The 12,514-nt window shown below is 42.4% G+C and carries 11 protein-coding genes; all 11 read left to right on the plus strand.

Annotated elements, in window-relative coordinates; all coding sequences use genetic code 11:
* Positions 1–4 precede the first annotated feature (4 nt).
* The 11 genes from argH (at position 5) to ACYQ27_RS05025 (ending at position 12,511) form a co-directional block, all read left to right on the plus strand.
* Complete coding sequence (gene argH / locus ACYQ27_RS04975) at positions 5–1,354, plus strand: argininosuccinate lyase (RefSeq protein ID WP_460041138.1); 1,350 nt, start codon at positions 5–7, stop codon at positions 1,352–1,354.
* The gene (gene carA, locus ACYQ27_RS04980) at positions 1,351–2,466 is read left to right on the plus strand and encodes a glutamine-hydrolyzing carbamoyl-phosphate synthase small subunit (RefSeq protein WP_460041139.1); all 1,116 of its coding nucleotides are present in this window, start codon (positions 1,351–1,353) and stop codon (positions 2,464–2,466) included. The genes argH and carA overlap by 4 nt, the downstream gene beginning before the upstream one ends.
* Positions 2,423–5,611, plus strand: coding sequence for a carbamoyl-phosphate synthase (glutamine-hydrolyzing) large subunit (gene carB / locus ACYQ27_RS04985; RefSeq protein ID WP_460041140.1), 3,189 nt, complete (start codon positions 2,423–2,425; stop codon positions 5,609–5,611). The genes carA and carB overlap by 44 nt, the downstream gene beginning before the upstream one ends.
* A gap of 224 nt (positions 5,612–5,835) precedes the next feature.
* Positions 5,836–6,921 (plus strand): homocitrate synthase, encoded by a 1,086-nt coding sequence (lysS, locus tag ACYQ27_RS04990; RefSeq protein WP_460041141.1) that lies wholly within the window; start codon positions 5,836–5,838, stop codon positions 6,919–6,921.
* Positions 6,918–8,072 carry a 3-isopropylmalate dehydratase large subunit gene (locus ACYQ27_RS04995; protein ID WP_460041142.1) on the plus strand — a complete coding sequence of 385 codons (1,155 nt, stop codon included), beginning with the start codon at positions 6,918–6,920 and terminating at the stop codon, positions 8,070–8,072. The genes lysS and ACYQ27_RS04995 overlap by 4 nt, the downstream gene beginning before the upstream one ends.
* An 84-nt stretch (positions 8,073–8,156) precedes the next feature.
* A complete protein-coding gene (locus ACYQ27_RS05000; RefSeq protein WP_460041143.1) occupies positions 8,157–8,642 on the plus strand; it encodes a 3-isopropylmalate dehydratase small subunit in 486 nt (161 codons plus the stop codon).
* Complete coding sequence (locus ACYQ27_RS05005; protein WP_460041144.1) at positions 8,630–9,679, plus strand: isocitrate/isopropylmalate family dehydrogenase; 1,050 nt, start codon at positions 8,630–8,632, stop codon at positions 9,677–9,679. The genes ACYQ27_RS05000 and ACYQ27_RS05005 overlap by 13 nt, the downstream gene beginning before the upstream one ends.
* Before the next feature lie 107 nt (positions 9,680–9,786).
* Positions 9,787–9,948, plus strand: a complete 162-nt coding sequence (lysW, locus tag ACYQ27_RS05010) for a lysine biosynthesis protein LysW (RefSeq protein ID WP_460041145.1) — start codon at positions 9,787–9,789, stop codon at positions 9,946–9,948.
* Positions 9,949–9,968: 20 nt separating this feature from the next.
* Positions 9,969–10,790 (plus strand): lysine biosynthesis protein LysX, encoded by an 822-nt coding sequence (gene lysX / locus ACYQ27_RS05015; protein ID WP_460041146.1) that lies wholly within the window; start codon positions 9,969–9,971, stop codon positions 10,788–10,790.
* On the plus strand, positions 10,787–11,779 hold the full coding sequence (argC, locus tag ACYQ27_RS05020) for an N-acetyl-gamma-glutamyl-phosphate reductase (protein WP_460041147.1): 993 nt from the start codon (positions 10,787–10,789) through the stop codon (positions 11,777–11,779). Before lysX ends, argC begins: the two co-directional genes overlap by 4 nt.
* Before the next feature lie 9 nt (positions 11,780–11,788).
* Complete coding sequence (locus ACYQ27_RS05025; protein WP_460041148.1) at positions 11,789–12,511, plus strand: [LysW]-aminoadipate/[LysW]-glutamate kinase; 723 nt, start codon at positions 11,789–11,791, stop codon at positions 12,509–12,511.
* Positions 12,512–12,514: the final 3 nt, after the last annotated feature.

Genomic DNA, 12,514 nt, shown 5'->3' on the forward strand with positions numbered 1-12,514 from the left:
TGCTATGTATAGGAAAAACCTGTTGGGTGAGGCTGACCTTAATATTTTAACTTACACTTCCTCGATGGAAGAGGATAAAGAGATAGCCAATGAAGTCATCGAAAGCTTAATTGCTCATGTAAAGGCCCTGACAGCTCAAGGGCTGATTCCAGCAGAAAAAGGACATAATATACTAAAAGAGCTCAAAAAACTACTCCAAACCCCATCGCCATTGTTTTTCATTAATGCCGAAGATGTACATGAAGCGATTGAGATTTATTTGAAGGAAAAGCTTGGAAAAGATGAAGGATATTTAGCCTTAGGAAAAAGCAGGAATGACCATGTTTCAGCGGCTTTGAGGCTAAAAACAAAGAAGTTTCTTATTGAGCAGCTAAAAGAATTGATAAACCTAAGAGAAGTCCTTCTGGAAAAAGCGGAAGAGCATGTATACACAATAATGCCAGCCTTTACCCATTTACAGCCGGCACAACCCTCGACTTTTGCCCACTACCTTTGCTATATAGAAGAGGTCTTGGCCGATTATACAAAATCCCTGTTCTTTGCCCTTGGGATAGTTGATAACTCTCCTTTGGGAGGAGGTGCAGTTGGTGGAACGAGCGTCCCCCTGGATAGGAAAGAGCTGGCTAAGGGGCTTTTTAGCGGAATAGTGCTCAATTCAATAAAGGCAACGAGCAGCAGGGATTTTCTGAGTATAGCCTCATCAATGGATGTCAATCTATCAGTATTCCTATCACGGGTAGCTGAGGATATTGTTATCTTTTCAACCCCCCAGTTTGACTATCTGATTTTGCCCAAAGAGCATCTGGCAACAAGCAGCATGATGCCCCAGAAGAAGAACCCCGTAACTATGGAAATAGCTAGAGCCTGGGGTGCTGAAAGCATTGGGCATCTAACGGCTTTGTTAGGAATCCTAAAAGCCCTTCCAACGGGCTACAATTTAGACATGCAGGAAGCGAACAAGCATGCATTAGTAATCCTAAAGAAAACTCTGGAGACACTGAGAATTTTCTCGGACTTCTTCAAAAAGATTGAAGTCAATAAGAAAAAGTTATTGATGGATTCAGAGATTTTCCCAATTCTAGCAACTGACATAGCTGAAAAACTCTCACTAAAGGGCGGAAAGCCCTACAGGGAGATTTATGAGGAGATTGCAAAGCTAATAAAATATTCCAAGAGCGTCGAAGAACTTTATACCAGAGTTGAAGAGCTTTATGGAATCAAAGCAAACTTGGAAGAGGGAATTAAAAAGCCTGTTCTGGGATCTCCGAATCCTGAGATGGTTAAGAAATACATTACGCTGGCAAAAGAGCGCCTCAAAGAGGATTCTTCCAAGCTAAGTGAGGTGATCCCATGAAAGAAGCATGCTTAGTCCTGGAGGATGGGACTGTTTTTAAGGGCAAAGGCTTTGGAAGTGAGGGAATAAAATATGGGGAGGTTGTTTTCACAACTGGAATGGTGGGCTATCCAGAGTCGTTAACTGATCCCTCTTACAAGGGGCAGATTTTAACCATGACCTATCCATTAATTGGGAACTACGGCGTTCCAAGCAAAGAAATAAAAGAGAACGGCATTCCCGTTCACTACGAATCAGATAAAATACAAGTCGAGGGGTTTGTAATTTCGAAGCTCATGAAATCAAGTCACTGGGCAAGTGAAAAGAGTTTAGATGAATGGTTCAAAGAAGAAGGTGTTTCTGGAGTAGAAGGAATTGACACAAGGGCTTTAGTGAAGAAAATAAGGGAAAAGGGGGTTATGATGGGAGCTTTGGTTGTGGGGGATTATGAGCTTGATGAGATTATGGAGAAAGTGAAAAAGTTGAGCTACGATGAGATGAATTTTATAGATAAAGTTACTCCGAAGGAGATAATCCTTCATGAACCTGAAAACTCTGACAGGAGTATTGTTGTAGTTGACTGCGGTATTAAATATGGAATTCTAAGGGAGCTTTTGAAGAGGGGGTTTAGAATAATAAGAATTCCTTATCATCATGACCCAATTGATGCCTTAGAAGAGTTTAATGCGGATGGAATTTTATTAAGCAATGGCCCCGGAAACCCCGGGTTGCTTGAGGGACTGGTAAAAAAAGCTCAGGAAGTTATTGAGTACAGCGTTCCAACCATGGGTATTTGCTTGGGAAGTCAAATACTCTCTCTGGCAGATGGAGGAGAGATTTACAAGCTTAAGTATGGACATAGGGGAATTAACAAACCAGTTAAAGATCTAAAAAGCGGAAAAGCCTTTGTAACAACTCAAAATCACGGGTATGCTGTGAAAGCTCAAAGTTTAAACGAGTTTAAAGTCTGGATGGTTAATATAGATGACAAAAGCGTTGAGGGAATTTACCATCCAAACAAGCCGATAATTGCTACCCAATTTCACCCTGAAGCATCCCCGGGTCCCTTAGACTCAACATGGATTTTTGATGTTTTTTCAAAGATGGTTAAAGGGGAGGCTCATGGTTTCTAAGGTCCTTGTTCTGGGTTCTGGAGCAATAAAAATTGGTGAAGCTGCTGAATTCGATTACAGCGGAAGTCAGGCTTTAAAGGCTTTAAAAGAAGAGGGAATCGAGACTATTTTAATCAATCCAAATGTCGCAACGATTCAAACGAGCCATGAGATGGCAGATAAAGTTTACCTCCTCCCTCTTGATATCAAATCTGTGGAGGAGGTTATAAAGAAAGAGAAGCCCGATGGAATTTTGCTTGGCTTTGGAGGTCAGAGTGCTCTATCTTTGGGTGTAGCTTTACATGACTCTGGAATTTTAGAAAAGTATAACATCAGAGTTCTTGGGACGCCTGTAGAGGGAATAAAAAAAGCTCTGGATAGGGAGAAGTTTAGGGAAACAATGATCAAAAATAATCTCCCAATACCTCCAAGCAAAGCCGCTAAAAGTGTTGAAGAAGCTCTGAAAGTGGCTCAGGAGGTAGGATTTCCGGTCATGGTCAGGGTCAGCTTTAACTTGGGTGGAAGGGGATCCTTTGTTGCCTGGAATGAGGAGGAGTTTAAAGGATATATACTCAGAGCTTTTGCACAGAGTGAGATTGGTGAAGTTTTGGTAGAGCGATATTTGAAGGGATGGAAAGAGATAGAGTTTGAGGTCGTCAGGGATAAAGATGGAAACGCCGTTGCAGTAGCATGCTTAGAGAACTTTGATCCAATGGGAGTTCATACAGGAGATTCCATAGTTGTTGCTCCCTCTCAAACTTTGACAAATAGGGAATATCAACTCTTAAGGAGTGCGGCCATAGAAGTGGCAGAAGCTATAGACCTCATTGGCGAGTGCAATGTCCAGCTAGCCTTAGATCCCAAATCAGAGGAGTTCTACATAATCGAGACAAATCCAAGGATGAGCCGTTCATCTGCTTTAGCAAGCAAGGTTACCGGTTATCCTTTGGCCTACATAGCGGCAAAACTGGCGTTGGGATATACACTGGATGAGCTTTTAAATGGAGTAACCGGGGTCACAACTGCTTTGTTCGAACCAAGCCTGGATTACGTTGTCGTTAAAATGCCAAGGTGGGATCTGGAGAAGTTTGAAAATGCAAACAGAAAGATAAATACTGAAATGAAGAGCATTGGGGAGGTAATGGCAATAGGAAGGAATCTCCATGAGGCGTTTCAAAAAGCCATCCGAATGGTGGGGATTGGGGATGAGCTTATAGGGATGTATTATGAGAACGAAGAGTCGTTGGAAAAAGTTATGGAGAGGATCAAGAACTACGAGCCTTACATGCCCATGCACATTGCAAAAGCCCTGAAATTAGGGGCAAGTATTGATGAGATTCACGAAATCACTGGAATAGACAGGTTTTATCTCTACATAATTGAAGATCTCGTTAAAATTGCAGAGGCCCTTAGGCATCCAGGTGAAGAAACAATAAGGGAAGCCAAAAAACTTGGATTCAGTGATGAGCAGATAAAGGCCCTATCCAATGGAGCCATGAATGGTATTAAAAAATCAACCCCCTTTGTCAAGCAAATAGACACCTTGGCTGGAGAGGTTCCAGCAAGGACAAATTATCTATATATGACCTATGATGCACAGGAAAATGACATCCCCTACACAGAAAAGCCAAAGGTTCTAATTCTGGGGGCAGGTGTCTTCAGGATTGGGGTTAGTGTGGAGTTTGACTGGGCTGTTGTGAACTTTGCAAATGCTGCAAAAAAGAGGGGCTATGAAGTTATAGTTCTAAATTACAACCCAGAAACAGTTTCAACGGATTGGGACATTAACGACAAGCTTTACTTTGAGGAGATAACCCTTGAGAGGGTTTTAGATATTTACAATTTTGAAAATCCGGATGGTGTTATAACCTTTGCAGGGGGACAGCTCGCAAATTCCCTAGCTAAGAAGCTTGAGCAAAATGGAGTTAGGCTCTTGGGAACCAGGGGAATGAGTGTGGATATCGCTGAAGACAGGGCTAAGTTCTCAAAGCTCCTAGAAAAGCTCAACATAAAGCAGCCTCCTTGGATTGAAGCTGAGAGCGTTGGGGAAGTCTTAACTTTTGCTGATGAAGTGGGTTATCCCTTAATGATAAGACCTAGTTATGTTTTAAGCGGAACTGCCATGAAAGTTGCCTACAATGAAGAGGAACTGAAAGAGTACCTATCCTTGGCAGCAAAAGTCTCCCCAGAGCACCCCGTTGTGGTTTCAAAGTTCTTGGATGCAATGGAAGCGGAGATAGATGCTGTGTCAGATGGAAGGAGGGTTGTCGGTGTTACTTTGGAGCACGTAGAAAAAGCTGGTGTTCACAGTGGAGACGCTACGATGGTGACACCTTACCGCTATCTAAAACCCAAGCAAGTTAAAAAGATGCAGGAAATCGCTTTAGAGCTTGCTTTGGCTTTAGGAATTAGAGGACCGTTCAACATACAGTTCTTAGTCAATGATGATGTCTACGTTCTTGAGTTAAACTTGAGAACGAGCAGATCAATGCCATTCTCAAGCAAATCGAGGGGGGTTAACTTAATGGAGTTAGCGGCTCAGGCTGTGTTTGATGGAAAACTCTCCATGGGAATTGATTACGGATACCACGAAATCCCAGCAAAGGCTTTCGCCGTTAAGAGTCCTCAATTCTCCTGGTCTCAGCTTCAAAATGCCTATCCTTTCTTAGGACCGGAAATGCGCTCTACCGGAGAAGTCGCAAGCTTGGGATTTGAATTTGAGGATGCCCTCTTAAAGAGCTGGCTCTCGGCGAAACCGAACAGAATGCCAAAGTCAAATATCTTAGTTTATAGTTATGACAAGGATGTACCAACATTATTAGAAACTGCAAAACTCCTTGAAAGCTCAGAATACAATGTTTTCACCTTAGAAGACAGCTTAAGCTATGGAAATGCTTTAAGCAAAGAAAAGGCTGTGGAACTGATGAAAGTGGGCAAGATTGATTTAGTTATAACCTCTGGCTATGCAAAGGAGAAGGATTATCCTGTTAGGAGGACAGCAGTTGATTTAAACATTCCAATAGTCCTGAATGCAAATCTGGGTTATGAGCTTTCAAAAGCCTTTGCTTGGGCAAAAAAGAACTGTTTTGAGGTTAAAGAACTTTCTGAGTATTACTGTCCAAAATTGCAAAGAGTCGCTAGCAAACCCTTAGAAGAGCTCGTTTGAATTATTTTTTATATTTATCAAATTTTTCTTGCGGTATGAATGCCCACATTAGGAGGTATAGAAATTTTTTCGAGTATATGCATATAATATAAAAATATCCTCTGTATTTAATAAAATTTATGAAAATTCATTCGGAATATCGGGAAATTTTCCGAAAAGTTTATATAGTGGTTTCCAAACCCCATATCCGGTGATGCCTATTAAGGAGGACTCAAATACAAGTTTTGGATTCAACCCTGAGGGAAGGAGAACAATCACCGGGGATTAACTTTACTCCAGAGCAGAGATTAAGGATAGCTGTAGCTCTTGACGATTTTGGCATTGATTTTATAGAGGTGGGACATCCAGCAGTAAGTGAAGATGTCTTTCAGGGAATAAAACTGATATCAGAACAGGGTTTAAGGGCAAACCTCTTGGCACACTCACGAGCGTTAAGAAGAGACGTCGATTTAATTTTGGACTTGAATGTAGATTGGGCTGGAATTTTCTTCTGCCTCTCAAATGCATGCCTCCAAAAGAGATTCAGCATAACCCTTGAAAGAGCTCTGGAAAGGGTTGAAAATGCCATACTATACGCCAAGGATCATGGATTAAAAGTGCGTTTTACTCCCGAAGATACTACAAGAACAGAATGGAAAAACCTTGAAATGGCTTTAAACCTTGCAAGAGAGCTTAAAGTCGATAGAGTAAGCATAGCAGACACAACTGGATCAGCACATCCATTATATTTCTACGAGCTAACTAAAAGAGTTGTAGGCTTTGGCATTCCAACCAATGTACACTGTCACAATGATCTGGGCTTGGCTTTAGCAAATGCAATAATGGGAATTGAGGCTGGAGCAACGTTGGTGGATGCAACCATAAATGGCATAGGGGAAAGGGTTGGAATAGTTGACCTTGCCCAGATTTCAACTCTCTTAACTTATCATTATAGGATTAGAAAATACAAATTAGAGAACCTTTATGGACTGAGCAAACTGATAGAACAGATAACGGGAATAAAAACCCAAAGACACCACCCAATAGTTGGAGAGAATGCATTTGTTCACAAAGCTGGCTTACACGTTTCAGCTGTGATAAAAGATCCAAGCTTTTACGAATTTTTGCCAGCAGAAGTTTTTGGACGAGAGAGGACAATCTATTTAGACAAATATGCAGGAAGGGACTCAATACGCTTTTACTTAGAAAGAATGGGGATTAGAGATGACAGAATCACTGAGAGATTACTCGGCATCGTAAAGAGCTCTCAAGAAGTTTTTACACAGGAGAGGCTTCTTGAAGAGGCAAGAAAAATGAGGGGAATGGAATGACAATTGTTGAAGAGTTGCTGAATGCAAAAGCCGGAGATGCCATGATAAGGGAAATCGATTTAATCTACGCCCACGATGGAACAATGCCCCTAATCATAGAAGCCTTTAGAAGGATTTTCACACGAGTGAGGAATCCAGAGAGGGTTTTCATATTCTTTGATCATGTTTATCCAGCCCCAACCGTTAAAGTGGCAAATCTCCAGAGAGAGATTAGAGAATTCGCAGAGGAGCAGGGAATTAAAATCTTTGAGGGCTATGGAATATCACACCAAGTCGTTCCGGAAGAAGGACTTCTGGATGGAGCGGAAATAATAGTTGGAGCTGATTCTCATACACCAACCTTGGGAGCATTTGGGGTCTTTGCGGTGGGAATGGGAGCAACTGATACAGCTATAGCGTTGGGCCTAGGTAAAACATGGTTTAGAGTTCCGGAAAGTGTTAGAGTGAATCTTGAAGGAAGGCTAAGCAAAAATGTAACGGCAATGGATTTGATGCTACGCTTGATTGAACTGCTGAGAGACTTTGACATGAATTATAAAGCCTTAGAGTTCTTTGGAAATCTCGATTTTCCAATTGACGAAAAAATGACGATAGCAAATTTCAGCGTTGAGACAAATGCGAAAACTGCCCTTTTAGACAATGGACTCTTTGAAGGGGATGGAACTTATCTGAGAGAACTCACAATAGAGCTTGGTGAAATTGAGCCCCTCATTGCTTTACCCCATCATCCAAGCAACGTTGAAAGGGCTGAGGAGGTTACTCAAAAAATTGACCAAGTTTTCATAGGTTCATGTACAAACGGAAGAATCGAACACTTTAGAATGGTGGCGGAGATTCTTGAAGGCGAAAAAGTTAGCGTTAGAACGTTTATTGCACCTGCATCAAGGAGAATCTACCTTCAGATGATCGAGGAAGGCATAGCCCAAATATTGGGTGAAGCCGGTGCGGTTATTTTGCCCCCGGGATGTGGTCCTTGTCTGGGCAGGCATATGGGAGTGGCAGGGGATGGAGAAGTGATCCTAAGCACGACCAATAGAAACTTCCGGGGAAGAATGGGTTCTCCAGATGCCAGGATTTATCTCTCCAGCCCTGTTACTGCAGCCCTGAGTGCAGTTTATGGAGAGATAACAAATCCGGAGGATGTGCTATGAGGGTATGGAACAGCCTTTGGAAAGGCTGGCGAAATAAATGGAGAGATGTACTGAGGGAATACAATGGCTATAGGGGGATGTGCTATGGGTATGAAGGCGTGGAAATTTGGGGATAACATCTCAACTGATGCAATAACCCCTGGGAGATATAACCTGACAAAAGACCCGCAAGAGCTTGCAAAAATAGCATTCATGGAAATAAGACCGGAGTTCTCTGTGGAGGTGAAGAAGGGAGATGTCATTTTGGGTGGAAAAAATTTCGGGATAGGCTCTTCGAGGGAATCAGCCGCTTTAGCATTAAAAGCCGCTGGGATTAGTGGAATACTAGCGAAATCCTTTGGGAGAATATTCTACCGCAACTGCATCAACTTGGGTATTCCCCTCCTAACTGGCGACACGGATTGGCTGAACGATGGGGATGAGATAGAGGTCGATTGGAAAAGGGGAATCGTGAGAAAAGGTGACGAAGTAAGGAAGTTTAAGCCCTTGGATGGATTCCTCTTCGAGATAGTTGAGAGCGGGGGAATAGTTGAATACGTGGGATGGAGGGGAGACCTGTGTATAAAGTAGCAGTGATAAAAGGAGATGGCATCGGAGTTGAGGTTACAAACGCTGCAATTGAAGTCATAAATGCGGTAACTGATAGAATAGAGTTCATTGAGTTTGAGGGTGGCTTTGAAGTATTTAAAAGATATAGAGTCCCAATAAGAGAGGAGGATCTGGAAGAGATAAGGGGGATGGATGCAGTCTTATTTGGAGCTACATCAACGCCCTTTGATGTCCCAGATTACAGAAGCTTGATCCTTACTTTGAGAAAGGAGCTTAACCTCTACGCTAATTTGAGAATTATCCCGGACCTCTGGAGAGGTAGGGAAATGTACATAGTAAGGGAAAATAGCGAAGGGCTATACTCCGGAGAGTGTGAGATTAATACTGACAGAGTTGCCGATTTCAGGGTGATAACGAAGGAAGGAGCGGAGAGGATAGCAAGATTTGCAATAGAATTAGCAAAAGACAAAAACTTCAAAGAAATTACCTTTGTTCACAAAGCAAACATTTTAAGAGGTGATAGCTTCTTCAGAAAAATCGTTTTGAGCTTGGCGGAAAGAGAAGGGATCAAAGTTAATGAGAAAATCGTTGATTCTTTTACCATAGAGCTCGTCAGAAAACCTTGGCAGCACAGAATAATACTGAGCGAAAATCTTTTTGGTGATATCCTCTCGGATTTAGCCTCAATACATGCAAAGAGCATTGGGATTATCCCATCAGGGAACTATGGAGAAGAAATAGCTTTATTTGAGCCCATACATGGGAGTGCACCAGATATAGCCGGGAGAGGAGTAGCAAATCCAATCGGGGCTGTTTTGAGCGGTGCCATGCTCTTGGATTATTTGGGTTTAGGTGGTTGGGTAGTTTGGAATGCTGTCAAAAATTATGTGAGAAAAGGCGATTTAACACCTGATCTGGGGGGAAATGCAATGACTAAAGATGTCGTAAACGGAATAATCTCAGAAATTGATGATCAGGAGATTGATCCAATGGAATGGGATGAGCTCTGGGTTGAGGAGATAAGAATCAATACACTTCCTACACTATTTATGAAATAATGTTACATTTGATACAAAATTTAGAAATTCAAAATTAAATATTACAAAAAAGATTTAAATCTTCCAAATGTCATGCGAATTGAAAACATGAAAATGGAGGTGGAAAGATGGTTGAATGCCCAGTTTGTGGAGCGGAGATAGAACTCGGGAGCGTAGAACTCCACGAGATAGTTGAATGCCCCATTTGCAACTCCGAGCTTGAAGTTGTTGGTCTGGAGCCAGTGATCCTTGAGGAACTCCCCGAGGTGGAAGAAGACTGGGGGGAGTGATCCGAACCGGAGGTTGAAGGATGAGAATAGGCATAACGTACACGATAATGCGGCAAGAGGAAAAAATGCTCAGAGATAGGGCAAAGGAGTTTGGAGAAGTGGTTATGCTTCATGATAGTGAAGCAATTTTTCCGGAAAACTTTGATCTCGATGTGGTGATAATAAGGAATGTCAGCCACTTCAAAGCCCTATATACGGCAAAGCTCTTTGAAAGCCATGGAATTCCAACGGTCAATCCGTTCAACATAATCCTCGAGGCGGGCGATAAGCTTTTTGCAACTCTAAAGCTTAGCAAAAAGGTCCCGGTGCCGAGGTGGAGCGCTGCATTTGATAAAGAAAGTGCAATAAAGGCAATGGAAAAAATTGGTTATCCCGTGGTTATGAAGCCTGTCTTTGGAAGCTGGGGACGAATGGTTAGCAAAATAAACGATGTGGATGCAGCTGAAGGAATCCTCGAACACAGACAGTGGATGGGAAATCCTCTTTACAAAGTTTACTACCTCCAAGAATACGTTGAAAAGCCAGGCAGGGACATTAGGAGTCACGTTATTGGAGGAGAATTTGTAACATCCATTTACAGATATTCCAGTCACTGGGTAACCAACACCGCAAGGGGAGGAAAAGCGGTTCCATGTCAAGATGAAGAGGTTAGGGAGATTTCTATTAGGGCATGGGAAGCCTTTGGTGAGGGGGCTTTAGCAATAGACATTTTTGAGAGCGATAGAGGACTGCTCGTTAATGAAGTTAACCCCGCTATGGAGTTCAAAAACGTGGTGAGGGCTACCGGTGTTGATGTGGCCAAGAAAATCGTTGAGTATGCCGTTGAGGTGGCTAAAAGATGATAAAAGCGGCTGTCGTTGGGGCAAGCGGCTACATTGGAGGAGAGCTGGTTAGACTCCTGGCAATGCATCCCGAAGTTGAGATAAGTGCGGTAACATCAAGGCGCTATAATGGGAAGAAAATCCACAAAGTTCATCCAAATTTAAGGGGGCTGAACCTTAGGTTTACCAATAACCACAACTTTGATGCGGATGTGATATTTTTAGCCGTTCCACACGGGACTTCGGTGAAAATAATTGATGAGTATATGGAAAGTGCCAGGATAATTGACCTAAGCGCAGACTTTAGAGTAAGCCTAAACCTCTACGAAGAATACTATGGAGCGCATTTAAGACCAGAGCTTATAGGTGAGTTTGTTTACGGCTTGCCGGAAATTCATAGAGAAGAAATCAAAAAAGCCGAGCTTATAGCAAATCCCGGCTGCAATGCAACGGCCGTAATCTTAGCATTGTATCCATTCAAGGGAGAGGTCGATGAGGCGATAGTGGATTTAAAGGTTAGCTCAAGTGCTGGAGGAAGAAGGGAAAACGTGGCAAGCATTCATCCCGAAAGGAGCAATGTTGTTAGAATTTACAAACCATTCCATCACAGACACGAGGCTGAGGTAAGGCAAGAAACCAAAATTACTGCCCAGTTTACCGTTCATTCCGTTGATTTAGTAAGAGGGCTTTTAGCAACGATATACTTCAAGATGGAGACCACCGAAAAGGAGCTTTACAAAAGGTATTTCCCTTACTTAAAAGAGCCGTTTGTAAGGATAATCAAGGAAAAAGGAGGAATGCAGCGGTTACCTGATCCAAAATATGTGATAGGAAGCAATTTCGTTGATATCGGTTTCGCTTATGATGAGAAAAATCAAAGGGTGATTCTCCTTTCAGCGCTGGACAACCTGATTAAAGGCGGTGCTGGACAGGCAGTGCAAAACATGAACATAGCCTTTGGACTGGAGGAAACTCTCGGCTTGAATTATCTACCGGTTTATCCAATTTAGGTGGGGAAGATGAGAATCCTTAAAATCGGAGGAAGTGTTTTGGATAAACTTGAAGAATTTGAACTCAGGGCAGATTTAATTGTTCACGGTGGTTCTGATTATGTTGATGCTCTATGTGAAAGGCTTGGGATTAAGGTTAAGAAACTAACAAGCCCTTCCGGAGTTGAGTTCAGGTACACCCCAAAGGAGGTACTTGAAGTATATTTAATGGCTGTAATGAAAGCCAACAAGGATATCGTGGCTTACCTTCAAAGTGAAGGAATCAATGCCATAGGCTTGAGCGGTCTCGACTTTGGAGTTGTAAAGGCTAAGAGGAAGAGGATAATTAAAGCTGTGATAAAAGGTAAAAGAGTTGTAATCAGGGACGATTACTCTGGAAAAATAGAGAGCGTTGATGCTAATACTCTAATTAAGCTAATGGATATCGGAGTTCCCGTTATAGCTCCAATAGCCATGAGTGAAGTATTTGAGCCCTTAAACGTTGATGGGGACAAGCTTGCAAAGGAGGTAGCCCTTGCTTTAAGAGCCAGCGAGCTGGTATTCCTGTCGGATACTGCTTTTTTGGTAAATGGAGGCGTTGTGGATAAAATAAAGGCTGATAAGCTTGGAGAGTTCCTTCCATTTGCAAGAGGGGGAATGAAGAGGAAACTGCTTATGGCAAGAGATGCGCTTGAAGGTGGTGTCAAAAAGGTTATCATCCAGGGCTTAAACGGCAGGACGGTGATTGAATGAGAG

The organism is Thermococcus atlanticus, from assembly GCF_054657855.1.